This window comes from Kocuria dechangensis (assembly GCF_014636775.1).
GTDB lineage: Bacteria > Actinomycetota > Actinomycetes > Actinomycetales > Micrococcaceae > Kocuria > Kocuria dechangensis.
This window is the reverse complement of the sequence record NZ_BMEQ01000006.1, coordinates 69,997-84,905: the sequence shown is the minus strand read 5'-3', so window position 1 is coordinate 84,905 and position 14,909 is coordinate 69,997. Positions and strand designations below refer to the sequence as shown.

Annotated in this window: 12 protein-coding genes and 1 tRNA gene; 4 read left to right on the top strand and 9 right to left on the bottom strand. The window is 72.0% G+C overall.

The annotated features are described in order from the left end of the window. Positions 1-3 precede the first annotated feature (3 nt). Together IEW07_RS07785 and IEW07_RS07780 are read left to right on the top strand one after the other, a co-directional pair. Positions 4-2,172 carry a bifunctional copper resistance protein CopD/cytochrome c oxidase assembly protein gene (locus tag IEW07_RS07785; protein ID WP_188535936.1) on the top strand — a complete coding sequence of 723 codons (2,169 nt, stop codon included), beginning with the start codon at positions 4-6 and terminating at the stop codon, positions 2,170-2,172. A gap of 38 nt (positions 2,173-2,210) precedes the next feature. Further along, positions 2,211-4,103: an NHL domain-containing thioredoxin family protein gene (locus tag IEW07_RS07780; protein WP_188535934.1), complete on the top strand. Its 1,893-nt coding sequence runs from the start codon at positions 2,211-2,213 to the stop codon at positions 4,101-4,103. A 144-nt stretch (positions 4,104-4,247) separates the two neighbouring features. Here IEW07_RS07780 and IEW07_RS07775 read toward each other — a convergent pair whose 3' ends face one another. After that, entirely contained in the window at positions 4,248-5,231 is a 984-nt protein-coding gene (locus IEW07_RS07775) for a zinc ribbon domain-containing protein (protein ID WP_188535932.1), read from the bottom strand. Between the two features lie 134 nt (positions 5,232-5,365). Between IEW07_RS07775 and IEW07_RS07770 the strand changes: the two genes are divergently transcribed. Then, positions 5,366-6,016, top strand: coding sequence for a hypothetical protein (locus tag IEW07_RS07770; RefSeq protein ID WP_188535930.1), 651 nt, complete (start codon positions 5,366-5,368; stop codon positions 6,014-6,016). Between the two features lie 205 nt (positions 6,017-6,221). Here IEW07_RS07770 and IEW07_RS07765 read toward each other — a convergent pair whose 3' ends face one another. The 7 genes from IEW07_RS07765 to IEW07_RS07735 form a co-directional block, all read right to left on the bottom strand. Beyond that, entirely contained in the window at positions 6,222-7,481 is a 1,260-nt protein-coding gene (locus tag IEW07_RS07765; RefSeq protein ID WP_188535928.1) for an ABC transporter ATP-binding protein, read from the bottom strand. Between the two features lie 51 nt (positions 7,482-7,532). After that, complete coding sequence (locus tag IEW07_RS07760; RefSeq protein WP_188535926.1) at positions 7,533-8,366, bottom strand: carbohydrate ABC transporter permease; 834 nt, start codon at positions 8,364-8,366, stop codon at positions 7,533-7,535. Positions 8,367-8,372: 6 nt separating this feature from the next. Next, positions 8,373-9,365 (bottom strand): carbohydrate ABC transporter permease, encoded by a 993-nt coding sequence (locus IEW07_RS07755; protein ID WP_229741644.1) that lies wholly within the window; start codon positions 9,363-9,365, stop codon positions 8,373-8,375. Beyond that, positions 9,362-10,684 (bottom strand): extracellular solute-binding protein, encoded by a 1,323-nt coding sequence (locus IEW07_RS07750; protein ID WP_188535925.1) that lies wholly within the window; start codon positions 10,682-10,684, stop codon positions 9,362-9,364. The genes IEW07_RS07755 and IEW07_RS07750 overlap by 4 nt, the downstream gene beginning before the upstream one ends. 242 nt (positions 10,685-10,926) lie before the next feature. Beyond that, positions 10,927-11,853 (bottom strand): AEC family transporter, encoded by a 927-nt coding sequence (locus IEW07_RS07745; protein WP_188535923.1) that lies wholly within the window; start codon positions 11,851-11,853, stop codon positions 10,927-10,929. Between the two features lie 120 nt (positions 11,854-11,973). Then, a complete protein-coding gene (gene panD, locus IEW07_RS07740) occupies positions 11,974-12,429 on the bottom strand; it encodes an aspartate 1-decarboxylase (protein ID WP_188535921.1) in 456 nt (151 codons plus the stop codon). Positions 12,430-12,582: 153 nt separating this feature from the next. After that, a tRNA-Gly gene (locus tag IEW07_RS07735) sits at positions 12,583-12,653 on the bottom strand. Between the two features lie 106 nt (positions 12,654-12,759). Here IEW07_RS07735 and dcd point away from each other — a divergent pair. Then, positions 12,760-13,335 (top strand): dCTP deaminase, encoded by a 576-nt coding sequence (gene dcd / locus IEW07_RS07730; RefSeq protein WP_188535919.1) that lies wholly within the window; start codon positions 12,760-12,762, stop codon positions 13,333-13,335. Positions 13,336-13,390: 55 nt separating this feature from the next. Here the strand turns inward: dcd and IEW07_RS07725 are convergent, their stop codons facing one another. After that, entirely contained in the window at positions 13,391-14,746 is a 1,356-nt protein-coding gene (locus tag IEW07_RS07725; protein WP_188535917.1) for an MFS transporter, read from the bottom strand. Positions 14,747-14,909: the final 163 nt, after the last annotated feature.

Sequence of the window (14,909 nt, the reverse complement as noted above, 5' to 3'; positions counted from 1 at the left end):
GGAATGATCACGAGGACGGACCGGCGCCCCGCACGGGGTGCCGCCCCCGGCGCGGACGGCCCCGGCGCCCGGGGCATCGATCCGTGGCTGCTCGCCGCCGTGCCCGTGGTGGCCCTGGCCGCCCTGGTCGTGGCCATGCTCTACACCGGGTCCGGCGCGGCGCCGCTCGCCGCCGACCCCGGGGCGCTGGTGCGCTGGGGCCTGCCCGTGGCCGAGGTCGTCCACAACTGCGCGCTCGTGGTGGTCATGGGCGCCCTGCTCCTGGCCCTCGGCGTGGTCCCCAGGACGCAGGGCGGGGTCCGCCGCCGCACCGCCTCCGGCGGGCGGGGCGACGACGAGGAGCCGGAGCACCCGCTGTTCACCGCGACGCTGCGCCTGGCCGCGGCGGCGTCCGCGGTGTGGACCGTGGCCGCCGTCGCGGTCCTCGTGCTGTCCTACTCCGACGTCGCGGGCCTGCCCGTGGGCGGGGACGACACCTACACCCAGCAGCTGCTGCACTACGCCACGGACATCCCCACGGGCCAGGCGCAGGCCACGGTCGTGGTGGTCGCCGCCGTGGTCACGACCCTCGTGGTCGGCGTCCGCGCCCTGCTCGGGCTGCTGGTCACCTTCGCCCTGGCCTGCGCGGCGCTGGTGGCCATGGCCCTCACCGGGCACGCCGCCGGCGGCGACGACCACATGGGCGCCGTGAACTCCCTCGGCCTGCACCTGCTGGGCGTGTGCCTGTGGACCGGCGGGCTCGCGGCGCTGGCCTGGCTCTCCCCGCTGCTGAGCGCGCGGGACGCCGGCACCGGGACGCTGCCCGAGGGCGCCGGCCGCGGCGCCGGGGCCCGGCGCCGCGTGCCCATCGCAGCCGTGGTGCTGCGCCGCTTCTCCGCCGTGGCGTTCGGCGGCTTCTTCCTGGTGCTCCTCTCCGGCGTGCTCAACGCGGCGGTGCGGATCGGCACCTGGGAGCAGCTGGTCAGCCCGTACGGCCGGCTGGTGCTCGTGAAGGCCGCGCTCACGCTGGCCCTCGGCCTGGCCGGGCTCGCCCACCGCCGGTGGCTGGTCCCCGCGCTCGAGGCCGGCCGGCTCACGGTGCGCCGGGCGCTGTGGCAGCTCGTGCTGGGCGAGCTGCTGGTGATGGGCGCCGTCATGGGCGTCGCCGTGGCCCTGTCCCGCACCGCCCCGCCCGTGCCCGAGCAGCTCGCCCCGGACGCCTCCCCGGCGCTGATCCTGACCTGGTACGAGCTGCCACCGGAGCCCACCGCCGCGTCGTGGTTCACCATGTGGCGCGTGGACCCGCTGTGGCTCGCGGTGTGCGCGTTCCTGGCGGTCGTCTACCTCTGGGCGTTCGTGCGGGTCCGCCGCCGCGGGGACTCCTGGTCCGTGCTGCGCACGCTCTCGTGGCTGACGGGCCTGGGGATCCTGTTCTGGATCACCTCGGGCGGCGTCGCCGTCTACGGCCGCGTCCTGTTCTCCGCCCACATGGTCGAGCACATGGTGCTCACCATGGTCGTGCCGATCTTCCTGGTCCTCGGCGCCCCCGTCACCGTGCTGCTCAAGGCCCTCGAGCCCCGCCAGGACGGCACCCGCGGGCCCCGTGAGTGGCTCCTGCGCCTCGTCCACTCCACGTGGGGCCGGATCGTGACGCACCCGATCTTCGCCGCCGTGAACTTCGCGGCCTCGATCGTGGTCTTCTACTTCACCCCGCTGTTCCACTTCACGCTGCACTACCACGTGGGGCACGTGCTCATGATCGTGCACTTCCTGTTCACGGGCTACATGTTCATGCTCGTGCTCATCGGCATCGACCCGATCCCCAGGCGGCCCACCCACATGATGCGCCTGATCCTGCTGCTGGCCACGATGGTCTACCACGCCTTCGTGGGCGTGGCGATCATGGGCTCCGACACCCTGCTCCAGGCCTCCTGGTTCGGCAACATGGGCCGCGACTGGGGCCGCACGGCGATCGAGGACCAGCAGTTCGGCGGCGCCCTCATGTGGAGCATCGGCGAGTTCCCGACCGTCGTCGTCGCCGTCGTCGTCGCCGTCATGTGGGCGATCGAGGGCAGCAAGGAGAACCGGCGCGTGGACCGCGCGGCGGACCGCACGGACGACGCCGAGCTCAAGGCGTACAACGAGATGATGGCCCGGCTGGCCGAGCGCGACGACCGTCCCGCACGCCGCTGAGCCCCGACCGCACCCCTCCCCGAAAGGACCCCGACCCCATGCGCCTCACCTCCCGCGTCCGCGCCTCCGAACTGGAGGGCAGGGCCTGGCTCAACACCGGCGACAAGCCGCTCGACCTCGCCGCCCTGCGCGGCAAGATCGTGATCCTCGACTTCTGGTCCTTCTGCTGCATCAACTGCCTGCACGTGCTCGACGAGCTGCGCCCCCTCGAGGAGCGCTTCGCCGACGTCCTCGTCACCGTGGGCGTGCACTCCCCGAAGTTCGAGCACGAGGCCGACCCCGCCGCGCTCGCCGCGGCTGTGGACCGCTACGAGATCCACCACCCCGTCCTCGACGACCCCGAGCTGACCACCTGGCAGGCCTACACGGCCCGCGCGTGGCCCACCCTCGTGGTCGTTGACCCGGAGGGCTACATCGTGGCGCACCTGTCGGGGGAGGGCCACGTCCAGGGCCTCGTCTCCCTCGTGGAGGAGCTCGTGGCCGAGCACGGCGCGAAGGGCACCCTGCACCGCGGCGACGGCCCCTACGTCCCGCGCCCCGCCCCCGAGGGGGACCTGCGCTTCCCGGGCAAGGTCCTCCCGCTGCCCGACGGCTCGTTCCTGGTCTCCGACACCGGCCACCACCGCCTCGTCCAGCTCGGCAACGACCTCGAGACGGTCCAGCGGACCATCGGCGCAGGGAAGGGCCACCGGGACGGGGACGCGGGGACCGCGCTGTTCACCGAGCCCCAGGGCCTGACCCTGCTGCCGGAGGCCGTGCGCGCCGCGGCGGGCTACGACGTGGTCGTGGCCGACTCCGTCAACCACCGCCTGCGCGGGGTGGACCTCGTCACGGGCGAGGTCCGCACCGTCGCCGGCAGCGGCGTGCAGCGCCTGCTCGACGCCGAGCGGGCCCGCGGGGCCGAGCCCGACCACGTGCCCGAGGGCGCCGACCCGCTGACCGTGGCGCTGTCCTCGCCGTGGGACGTGGTGTGGTCCACGAAGGCGGACCGGCTCGTCGTGGCCATGGCCGGCACCCACCAGCTGTTCTCCTTCGACCCGCGCACCGGGCAGCTCGCCGTCCTCGCGGGGACGGGCGACGAGGGGCTCAAGGACGGCCCCGCGCGCGAGGCGTGGTTCGCCCAGTCCTCGGGCCTGGCCGAGGACCACCTCGGCAACGTGTGGGTCGCCGACTCCGAGACCTCCGCCCTGCGCGTGGTCCGGTTCGCCGAGGACGGGGCCGTGACCGTCGAGACCGCCGTGGGCGAGGGGCTGTTCGACTTCGGCTTCCGCGACGGGGACGCGGACCAGGCCCGGATGCAGCACTGCCTCGGCGTGGCCCAGCTGCCGGACGGCTCCGTGGCCGTGGCCGACACCTACAACGGGGCCGTGCGCCACTACGACCCGCGCACCCGCCAGGTCGCGACCCTGGCCCGCGGGCTGGCAGAGCCCTCCGACGTCCTGCTGGACGTCTCCGGCGACGAGCCGCTGCTGGTCGTCGTGGAGGCCAACGCCCACCGGCTCGTGCGCGTGCCCATCCCGGCCACCGCTCAGCGCGTCGACGAGGGGGCCTCCCAGACCCAGCGGCCCCGCACGAAGCTGGCCCCGGGCCGGCTGGGGATCGACGTGCGGTTCAAGGCCCCCACCGGGCAGAAGCTCGACGACCGCTGGGGCGATCCCACCCAGCTGAAGATCTCGTCCTCCCCGGAGGACGCGCTCGTTGAGGGCGCCGGCACCGCCCAGGGCCTGCGCCGGGAGCTGGTGCTGGCCGAGGGCGTCACCGAGGGCGTCCTGCACATCACGGCCCGCGCCGCGGCGTGCGACGGGGAACCGGGCGGGGAGATCCCCGACCACGCTGCCTGCCACCTGTACCAGCAGGACTGGGGCATCCCGTTCGTGCTGGACGGCGACGGCGAGGCCCAGCTGGTCCTCGACCTGCGCGGCGTGAACTGAGGCTGTGAGCCGAGGCTGTGACCTGAGGGCACGAACCGGGGCCGTGGCCTGAGGGGCACGAACTGAGCCCGTGGCCTGCCACGAGGGGCGCCGGTCGACGACCGGCGCCCCTCGCCGTGGGCGGGGCTCAGGCGTGGGCAGGGCTCAGCGGCGCGGGGTGACCGTGACGGTCGAGTCGTCGACCCGCAGGTCGGCGAAGACCTCGAACGGCACGGTCCGCTCGATCCGCTCGACGTCCCCGGTGAACAGGTCGAGGGAGTCGAAGGAGATCTTCGCCGTGCCCCGGGCGGGGGAGAGGGACCAGCCGCCGTCCGCGCCGTCGCCCACCGTGATCTCGGGGTCGGGGTAGGACTCGATGCTCCACCCGACCTCCCCGTCGACGCGGCCGTCGAACTCGAAGGAGAAGGGGCAGCCGGCGGGGTAGAGGGTGTCCTGCTCGGCGCAGCCGTCGAGGTGCTCCCGGAGCTGGCGGTCCACCTCGTCCTCGAGCTTCTGGGTGGGCCGCGCTTCGAGCAGGATCTCGGCGCGCTGGCCGGGGGAGGTCACCACGGTGCTCACGGGCTCGGTCTCCACGAACTCGGACGTGTAGGAGGCGGTGTAGGTCCCCGGGAAGAACGCCGAGAACTGGCGGGAGGACTCCGGGAGGGCGACCGACATCCCGTTGATGTCCACGGACGTGGCCCCCGGCAGGCGCACCTCGACCGTGGGCAGCGGGGTCTCGTCGAACGCCCACACCGTGAAGAACCCCCACTGCGTGTCGGCGGGGTGCAGCCGGAACTCTGAGCTGTGCTCCTGGCCGTCCAGCGTGTAGTCGGCGCGGACCACGGCCTGCTCGCCGTCGTCGGAGACCGTGGAGACCTCCAGGTCCTCGATGCCCGCGGCCGCGGTCTCCAGCGGGTCGCCGTCGAGCATGGCCGCGTTCGAGTCCGGGACCCGGGCGTTGAGCAGGCCCAGGGCCTCGCCGCCGTCCCCGTCCCTCAGGTCCTCGAAGTACGCCTTGACGTCCGTCTCGGGACCGTACATGTACTTGTTGACCAGGGCGATCGTGACGGCCGCGGCGGCCACGCCGAGCAGCACGAGGAACAGCCAGGCCCCGATGGCCTTGAGCACGCGGACGTTGGACTCCATCCGTCCACGCTATCCGATCCCTCTCCCGTCCACCCTCCCGCACACCCGCCCGTCCACCTGCCGTTTCCCCGGGGCGGGTACGCTTCCTGTGCCGCAAGGCTCGCACCGTCCCCGATCCCCTGGAGCTGACACCCATGGCCGACGCCGTCCGGCAGGTCCCCGAGAAGTACGGTCCCGTCCGCCAGGTCTTCCACCCCCGGCTGGGCTCCTACTGGCGCCGCCTGCTGTCCTGCGTGCCCCCGCTGCTGGTGCTGGCCGCAGGGATGCTCTTCCTCTACTACCGGCGCCCCGCCGCCGGGATCGCGGTCGTGGTGGCCGTAGTCGTGCTCGCGGCCGCCGCGGCCTGCTGGGGCCGGCTGCGCCCCGTGCTCGTGGCCCGCACCGACGACCACCTCCTGCGCTCCCGCACCGTGGGCTTCGCCGCGGCGTCGCTGGCCGACGTGGACCACGTGGTCACGGTCGGGTCGCTGCACCGCGACGCCGGCAGCCCCCGGAAGGCCGGCCGGCCCCACCTGTGGGTGGGGGACGCCGCGGGGCGGCGGGTCTTCGCCCTCGACGGCGCCGTGTGGGACGCCCGCACCCTCGGCGAGGTGGCCGAGGCCCTGGGCCGGCCGCGCACCCACGTGGAGTCGGCCACCGTCCGGGATGCCGTCAGGCGCTGGCCCCGGCTCGTGCCGTGGCGGCTCCGGCACCCGCGGCTGCGCTCCGCGGCGGGATCGGCGGCGCTGCTCGCCGTCGTCGCCCTCGTGGTGTGGCTGTCGGTGCTCCAGCAGAGCGGGGCCTGAGGGCGCGGCCGGTCGGCCGCGGACGGGAGCCGGGCAGGAACCCGCGCTGGGCCGGGACCCGCGCTGGACATGAACCCGAGCCGCACAGGCACCCGGGCACGGGAGGAGCCCGCCGCCCCGGACGTCCGGGGCGGCGGGCTCCTGTGCTGTGCCGGCACAGCACCTGCGCTGTTCCTGCGCTGTTCCTGTGCTGCGCCTGCGGGGCTCAGCCGGCGGCGGCCATCTCCCGGCGGGCGCGCTCGATCTCGGCCTCGCGCTCCTCGGCCGCCTCCCGGGTCAGCTCGGCACCGGCCTCGACGTCGCGGGTGAGGTTGTCGCCCGTCTCCGGGTCGAAGACGTGCATCCGCCGGGTGTCCAGCCAGATCCGGCCCTGCGTCCCGCCCCGGATGCGCGAGGACGCGTCGAGGGACACGACCAGCTGGGGCGCCATCTCGTCGCCGTCCAGGTCGCGGGCCAGCTCGTTGAGTTTGGCCTGGACCGCCTCGTCCTGCTGGTAGCGGATGTAGCCGTACTGCTGGTTGCCCAGCCACTCGGTGTGCGTGAACTCCGTCTCGAAGACCGACCCGTAGGGCAGCTTCGCCTCGTCCACGAACTTGGCGTCCTCGAAGTGCTCCGGGCGCACGCCCAGCAGCACGATCTCGCCCGCCTGCGTCATCTTCCCCTGGGCCTGCGCCGGGATGGGAATGTCGCCGAGCGGGGTGGCGAACACCTCGCCCCGCACGTGCGCCGGGATGAAGTTCATCGAGGGGGCCCCGATGAACCCAGCCACGAACAGGTTGGCGGGCTGCTCGTAGAGCTCGCGCGGGGAGGCGATCTGCTGGAGGATGCCCTTCTTGAGCACGGCCACGCGGTCGCCCAGGGTCATGGCCTCGGTCTGGTCGTGGGTGACGTAGACCGCGGTGATGCCCATCCGCCGCTGCAGCTGGGCGATCTCGGCGCGCATCTGGCCGCGCAGCTTCGCGTCCAGGTTGGACAGCGGCTCGTCGAACAGGAACGCGTCCGCCTCCCGGACGATCGCCCGGCCCATCGCCACGCGCTGGCGCTGGCCGCCGGAGAGGTTCGCCGGCTTGCGCTGCAGGTGGTCGTCGAGGTCCAGCGTCGCGGAGGCGGTGCGGACCTTGCGGTCGATCTCCTCCTCGCTGAACTTGCCCTTGGACAGGCGCAGCGGGAACGCGATGTTCTCGTACACCGTCAGGTGCGGGTAGAGCGCGTAGTTCTGGAACACCATGGACAGGTTGCGCTCGCGGGGTTCCTTGTCGTTGACCCGCTGGCCGTTGATCAGCAGGTCGCCGGAGGTGATGTCCTCCAGGCCCACGATCATGCGCAGCAGCGTCGACTTGCCGCAGCCGGACGGGCCCACCAGGATGAGGAACTCGCCGTCGGCGATGTCGATCGAGACGTCGTTGACCGCGGGGAAACCGTCGCCGTACTGCTTGACGAGGTGGTTGAGGGTGATGGATGCCATCTTGGACTCAGTCCTTCGTTCGGTTCGGGAAGAGGCTCGGGGCGTGCGGGCTCAGCCCTTGACCGCGCCCTGGGTCAGACCGGAGACGATCTGGCGCTGGAAGAGCAGCACCAGCAGCACCACCGGGATGGTGACGATGATCGCGGCCGCGGAGATCGCGCCCGCCGGGTCCTCGAACTGAGAGGCGCCGGTGAAGAACGCGAGCGCCGCGGGCACGGGCCGGGCGGCCTCGGTCGAGGTGAGGCCGATGCCGTAGACGAAGTCGTTCCACGCGATGAAGAACGCGATGATCGCGGTGGTGAACACGCCGGGCGCGGCCAGGGGGACGATGACCTTGCGGAACGCCTGCCACGTGGTCGCGCCGTCCACCTGCGCCGCCCGCTCGAGGTCCCACGGGATCTGCTGGAAGAACGCGGTGAGCGTCCAGATCGAGATCGGCAGGGTCAGCGAGAGGTAGGGGATGATCAGGCCGGGCCAGGTGTCGTAGAGCCCGATCTGACGCCACAGGTTGAACAGCGGGGTCACGAGGGAGATCACCGGGAACATGGACACGGCCAGTGCGGTCGTGAGGATGACCCTCTTCCCGGGGAAGTCCAGGCGGGCGATCGCGTACGCGCAGAACGTGGCGAGGACCACCGCGATGGCCGTCGAGATCAGGCAGATGCCGATCGAGTTGATCAGGGACGGGACGAACAGGTCCCGGGCGGTTCCCACGAAGATCGACGAGTAGTTCTCGCCCACCCACTCCTTGGGCAGGAACTTCCCGGAGGTCAGGTCCGAGGGCGTCTTGAAGGACGTCATCAGGATGGAGAGGACGGGGAACAGCGCGTAGACCAGGACCAGGACCGAGACGACGGCCCATCCGACCTTCTGCTTGGTGGACATGGGCGGTTACCTTCCCTTTCCGGAGCCGGCGAGGTCGACCTTGAACACCCGGATGGCGACGAAGGCGATCAGCAGGACGCAGATGAACAGGATCACGGAGATCGCGGAGCCGAGGCCGATCTCGAGCCGGCCGATCGAGGTGCGGTAGGCCAGCAGCGAGAGGGTCTCGGTGCCGTACTGGCCCTGGGTCATGATGAAGATGTTGTCGAAGATGCGGAACGCGTCCAGGGCGCGGAACACGACCGCGACCATGATGGCGGCCTTCATGTTGGGGATGACCACCCGGGACATCCGCTGCCACCAGGTGGCGCCGTCGACCTTGGCGGCCTCGGTGAACTCGCTGGGCACCTGGGCCAGGCCCGAGAGCAGCAGCAGGGAGATGAACGGCGTGGTCTTCCAGATCTCGGAGGCCATGATCACGAACAGGGCCGGCCACTGGGAGGCGAACCAGTTGAAGTCCGGGCCGATGCCCGGCAGCCAGGAGAACCAGTTGTTGATGTAGCCGGTGGTGATGTCGAACGCGTAGAACCAGGCGAAGGCCGAGACCACGGTGATGATGCCGTAGGGCACCAGGATGGCGGTGCGCAGCAGGCCGCGGGTGTTGCGGATGGCGTTGTTCATCACCAGGGCCAGGGCGAAGCCCAGCACCAGCTCCACCACCACCGTCACCACGGTGATCAGCACGGTCACGCCCAGGTCCTTCCAGAAGAGGGCGTCGGACAGGACCGTGGCGTAGTTGCCCAGGAAGACGAACTCCTTGTTGCCCGGGTCGGTGAGCCGGAAGGAGAACAGGGAGTCCCACAGCGCCTGCAGGATCGGGTACATCGTGACCAGCAGCATGAGGATGAACGCCGGTCCGGCGAGCATCCAGCCGAGCTTGCGCTCCGACTTCGCCCGGTCGGACAGGCCGGTCCTGGCGCTGCGCCGGCCCTTGACCGGGGCCGGGGCCAGCGACCCGGGCTCCGTGCCGGGGGCGTTGGGGTTGACGACGGTGCTCATAGCAGCTGGTCTCCCTTCAGGACGGCCTCGATGAATTCGGCGGTGTTCCGGGGCGTGTCCTCGGTGACGGACGCCGGCGGCGTCCACTCCTGCTGGATCGCGCTGGAGACCTCGTTGTAGTAAGGAGTCTGGGGGCGGGGCGCCGCCTGGTCCAGGGACTCACGGATGGTCTCGTACATCGGGAACGCCTCCCGCACCGCGGGGTCCTCGTACGCGGCCTCGGACGCGGCGGGGTTGCCGTTCGTCACGAAGTAGTTCGCCTGGTTCTCGGGCGAGACGATGCACTCCACGGCCTCCCAGGCGAGGTCCTGGTTCTCGGAGGTCGCGCCCACGCCGATGTTGATCCCGCCCAGCGGGGGAGCGGAGGGCTCGTCCTCGTCGACCCGCGGCCACAGGGCCCACCCGATGTCCTCGTAGACGGACTGGTCGACGGTCCCGTCCTCCACCGCGGCCGCCGTGGCCGCGTAGATGAACGGCCAGTTGACCATGAACGACCCGTTGTCCGACTGGAACTCGATCATCGTCGTGTTCTCGGTGGAGGTCGGCAGGCCCGGCCCGCCGAGACCGTCCCGGCCGATCGTCCCGACGATCTCCGCGGCCTTCCGCGCCGCCTCGGAGTCCATGCCGATCGACACCTCGTCCGCGGGGGCCTCGGGGTTCTCCACGATGGAGCCTCCCCCCGACTCGATGAGGCCGTTGACCCACACCGTCATCGACTCGGCCTGCGTGCCCTGCACCCCGAGGTACTTGTCCTGCTCGCGGGCGGCGTCCATGATCTGGTCCCACGTCACGGGCTGGTCCATGTCCAGGCCCGCGGCCTCGGCCACGGACTCCCGGTACCAGAGCAGCTGGGTGTTGGCCCAGAAGGGGACCGTGACGAGCTCGCCGTTCCACTTGGCGCCCTCGAGGGGGCCCGCCAGGACGTCCTGGGTGGTGGACTCCTCGACCTCGTCCGGGACGTCGGCCAGGAAGCCGGGTTCGGCGAGCTCGGGGATGAACGGCGGGTCGAGGCTCATGATGTCCATCGAGCGGTCCCCGGCGGCGAGGCGCCGGGCCAGCTGCTCGCGCTGCCCGGCCGCGTCGAGGGGCAGTAGGGCCGTCTCGATGTTGTACCGGCTGTCGGAGGCCTCGGAGCACTGCTGCGCGATCTCGGCCTGCCCGCCGGCGTCAGGGTTGATGTACCAGGTGAGGGTCGGGGTGTCACCCGCGTCGGCGTCGCCGCAGCCCGTGAGTATCAGGGCTCCCACGGCGCCGAGGGACACGGCGGCGCTGAGCCGCCGTCGTCCCGGGGCTGGTCGGGGTCGTGAGGTGGTGGTCAACTGTCTGGTCCTCCCCTTCGGCGGTATGGCGGCCCGCGAAGGGCGTCGAAGGGGGCCCTCCCGGACCCCGGTCGGCGGCGCGGACGGCGGTGCGTGCAACCCGTCGCCCGCTCCTCCGCGGGCCTTCAGTCTATGGGTGTGCTACCTCACAGGCCAGTAGCCTGATGATTCGCGTGTGCGCATGTCGGCCCGGAGGTGGGGTCGGAGGTGCGTCCGGAGGCCTGCCGGGAGAGCCCGGCGGCTCAGGAGAGCAGGAGCGCCACGACGGCCATGGTGAGCATCGCGACCACCGTGGTGACGAGCACCGTGTCCCGGCACAGCACCTCGGCCCGGCCGTAGCGGACCGCGGCCACGTAGATGTTCTGGGCGGTCGGCAGGGCCGCCATGACCACCACCGCGTAGAGCAGGTGGCCGTCCAGGCCCAGGACGAAGCGCGCGAAGAGGAACGCGAGGAGGGGGTGGAGCAGGAGCTTGAAGACGGAGGCGATCGCGACGTCCCGGCGCGGGCTCTCGCCGCGCCGCAGCGGCACCGCCCCCACGAGGGAGATGCCGAACGCCATGAGCATGGCGGGGATCGAGGCGCCGGCGATCAGGCGCACGGGCTCCTCGGCGACCTCGGGCAGCCGCCACCCGGTGACGGCGAACAGGATCCCGAGCACGGAGCCGACGATCATGGGGTTGGTGACCACGTTCTGCGCGACGGTGCGCAGGCTGGGGCGGCGGCCGTCGGTGAGGGTGTCCATGATCGTCAGGTAGACGGGCGTGTTGAGGGCGAGCTGGAACAGCAGCACGGGCACCACCTGGGTGGCGTCGCCGAGCACGAACGTGGCGATCGGGATGCCGAGGTTCGCCGAGTTCACCTGGGACGCGGCCTGGGCGCCCATCACGGTGGAGGCGGCGTCCCTGCGCAGCACCCAGCGGGAGAGGCCCGCGTAGGCGAGGGTGGTCAGCACCGCGGAGACCGCGGCGACCAGCAGGGGCGCGGAGAACATCCGGGCGACGTCCGCCTCGGAGATCGTGAGGAACAGCAGCGGGGGGCTCGCCACGTAGAAGGAGAACTTGCTGAGGATCTCCTGCCCGTGGGGGCCGAGCACGCCGCGGCGGCCCACCATGTAGCCCGCGAGGATGACCGCCCAGACGATGAAGAACCCCGAGAACACTCCGGCCACGGGACCCTCCTCGCACTGATGGGGGCCCGCGGTCGCGGGCCCCTACAGTTCTATCCCATGCCCCGGTCTATCCCGTGCCCCGGGCGCCGCAGGGATCGGCGCGGGTCGCGGCCGGGCGGGTCACACGCGGGCGGCGCCGGCGAGGTCGGCCTGCGCGTCCTCCAGGGTGCGCGAGTGCGGGGGGCGGGCCACGCCGTCGAGCAGCGCCTCGGCGGGGTCCCCGCCCAGCTCCACGATCCGGTTCCGGCCGTCCACGTGGACCACGGAGGGCACGTAGGCGCGGGCCTCGGCGTCCTCCATCTGGGCGTAGCTGATGAGGATGACGATGTCCCCGGGGTGCACCAGGTGGGCGGCGGCGCCGTTGATCCCCACGACGCCGGAGCCCCGCTCGCCGGCGATGGTGTACGTCTCGAGCCGGGCGCCGTTGGTGACGTCCACGATGGAGACGAGCTCGCCCGGCAGGATGTCGGCGGCGTCGAGCAGGTCCTGGTCGACGGTGACGGAGCCGACGTAGTGCAGGTCGGCCTGGGTCACGACGGCCCGGTGGATCTTGGCCTTGAACATGGTGCGCAGCATGACTCGAGCAGTGCTCCTCGGAGGCGGCGTGGTGGGGGACGCCCGAACGGGCGCGGTCCCGATTCTACCGGAGGGTCGTCCCCGGGGAAGAGCGAGGAGAGGAGGAGATGACGAACGCCCCGGGCCTGCGGGCCACGGGGCGTTCGGTCTCGGAGCGGCTGACGGGAATCGAACCCGCGTATCAGGCTTGGGAAGCGTGCGCTCTACCATTGAGCTACAGCCGCGCGTCCTCGCTCCCGCACGGTGCGAGCACCGGACGGGGACACCAGAACACTGTACACCACACGGGCCGCGGTCAGGAGGGCGTGCCTGTGCGCTACCTTGGGGACCGTGCTGATCTCCGACCGCGACATCCGCCGTGAGCTCGACGGCGGCAGGGTCCTCCTCGAGCCCTACGACCCCGCCATGGTCCAGCCCGCCAGCGTCGACGTGCGACTGGACCGCTGGTTCCGGCTCTTCGACAACCACAAGTACGCCCACATCGACCCGTCCGTGGAGCAGCCCGAGCTGACCCGGCTCGTGGAGGTCGCGCCGGACGAGGCGTTCGTGCTGCACCCGGGCGAGTTCGTGCTCGGCGCGACCTACGAGAAGGTCACCCTGCCGGACGACATCGCCGCGCGGCTCGAGGGGAAGTCCTCGCTGGGCCGGCTGGGGCTGCTCACCCACTCGACCGCGGGGTTCATCGACCCCGGCTTCTCCGGCCACGTCACGCTGGAGCTCTCCAACATGGCCACCCTGCCCATCAAGCTGTGGCCGGGCTCCAAGATCGGGCAGCTGTGCTTCTTCCAGCTCTCGTCCCCGGCCGAGCACCCCTACGGCGACGGCACCTACGAGAACCGGTACCAGGGCCAGCGCGGTCCGACGGCCTCGCGCAGCCACCTGAACTTCTTCCGCACCCGGATCTGAGCGGCCCGCCCGGGGGCCGGCCCAGGTTCTCGTGGCCCGGCTCGCAGTCCCGCCGTCACGCCCCGGTGAGCGATCCCGGCCGCGTCCCCGGCGCGGTGCCGGCCGCCTGCGGGTCCCGGACCCGCAGCAGGAGGAGCAGGCCGGCCAGGATCACCAGCAGGATCCCCAGGATCCCCCAGCGCTGCGCGCCGAGCACGGAGACGAACACGGCGAACAGGGTGGGCGCCAGGAAGCTCACGGCCCGGCCCGTGGTGGCGTAGAGCCCGTAGAGGGCGCCCTCCCGGCCCTCCTGCGTGAGCCGGCCCATGAAGGTGCGCGAGGCCGACTGGGCGGGGCCCACGAACAGGCACAGGAGCAGCCCGCAGACCCAGAACGCGGCCGTCCCGTCCAGGACCAGCAGCGGCGTCCCGGCGGCCACGATGCACACCAGGGACGCCACGATCACGCGCTTCGGGCCCACGCGGTCGTCGAGCCGGCCGCCCACGAGGGCCCCGATCCCCGCGGACACGTTGCCGACGATCGCGAAGACGATCACGTCGGTGAGGCTGAAGCCGAACGTGCCGGCCGCGATCACCCCGCCGAAGGTGAAGACGGCGTTGAGCCCGTCCCGGAACACGGCGGACGAGAGCAGGAACCACAGGGTCTGCGGGGCGTCCCGGCGCAGCTCCCGCAGCGTCTGCCACAGCTGCCGGTACGAGCGCAGTACCGACGGGCGCGGCCCGCGGTGGGTCGCGCGGATCTCCGGCACCACGAGCAGGACGGGGATCGAGAAGAGCACGATCCACAGCCCCGAGAACAGCGCCACCGCCCGCACGTTCAGGGCGTCCGCCTCCGGCAGCCCCAGCAGACCGGGCGTGATGAAGCCGAACAGGACGATCGCCAGGGCCACGATCCCCCCGAAGTAGCCCGTCGCCCAGCCCTGGCCGCTGACGCGGCCGATGTGCTCCCGGCCCGCGATCCCGGGCAGCATCGCGTTGTAGTTGACCACCGCGAACTCGTCGAAGATGTTCGCGAGGGCGAGGAGGGCCACGCCCAGGTAGAGGAACGGGTACTGGGGGTAGACGAAGAAGCACAGGGCGGTGAGCGCGGCCGTGAGCATGGTGTTCACGCCCAGCCACAGCTTGCGCCGCCCGGCGCCGTCGCTGCGCTGGCCCACCACGGGCGCGAGCAGCGCGACGACGACGCCCGCGGCGCCGATCCCGTAGCCCAGCACCTGGGAGGCGTGGTCCTCGCCGCCGAACGGCTCGCCGGTGAGGTAGACGGTGAACACGAACGTGGTCATCACGGCGTTGAACGCCGCGGAGCCGGCGTCCCACAGGCTCCACGCCCAGACGTGCCGGCGGTCCGGGGCGAAGGGGGCGGCCCGGCGGGCCGTCGGGCCGAGCGGGGGACCGGGGGGAGCGGCGTCCATGGCTGTCATGCTAGGCGCGCCGGGGCCCGCGAGGGGCGGGACCCGGCGGGGGACGCCGAAACGGAGCGGAAAAGAGCCTTTGATAGGGTGGTACACCCCGGGGGGTGTCCCTCCGGAGTGATCTCCCACTGCCGATTCCGCCGACCCTCACCGAGGCTGACCC

Bases quoted from the DNA above. Each gene is read 5' to 3' on its own strand.
- IEW07_RS07785 (WP_188535936.1), top strand. From the start codon at position 4: ATGATCACGAGGACGGACCGGCGCCCCGCACGGGGTGCCGCCCCCGGC.
- IEW07_RS07780 (WP_188535934.1), top strand. From the start codon at position 2,211: ATGCGCCTCACCTCCCGCGTCCGCGCCTCCGAACTGGAGGGCAGGGCC.
- IEW07_RS07775 (WP_188535932.1), bottom strand. From the start codon at position 5,231: ATGGAGTCCAACGTCCGCGTGCTCAAGGCCATCGGGGCCTGGCTGTTC.
- IEW07_RS07770 (WP_188535930.1), top strand. From the start codon at position 5,366: ATGGCCGACGCCGTCCGGCAGGTCCCCGAGAAGTACGGTCCCGTCCGC.
- IEW07_RS07765 (WP_188535928.1), bottom strand. From the start codon at position 7,481: ATGGCATCCATCACCCTCAACCACCTCGTCAAGCAGTACGGCGACGGT.
- IEW07_RS07760 (WP_188535926.1), bottom strand. From the start codon at position 8,366: ATGTCCACCAAGCAGAAGGTCGGATGGGCCGTCGTCTCGGTCCTGGTC.
- IEW07_RS07755 (WP_229741644.1), bottom strand. From the start codon at position 9,365: ATGAGCACCGTCGTCAACCCCAACGCCCCCGGCACGGAGCCCGGGTCG.
- panD (WP_188535921.1), bottom strand. From the start codon at position 12,429: ATGCTGCGCACCATGTTCAAGGCCAAGATCCACCGGGCCGTCGTGACC.
- IEW07_RS07725 (WP_188535917.1), bottom strand. From the start codon at position 14,746: ATGGACGCCGCTCCCCCCGGTCCCCCGCTCGGCCCGACGGCCCGCCGG.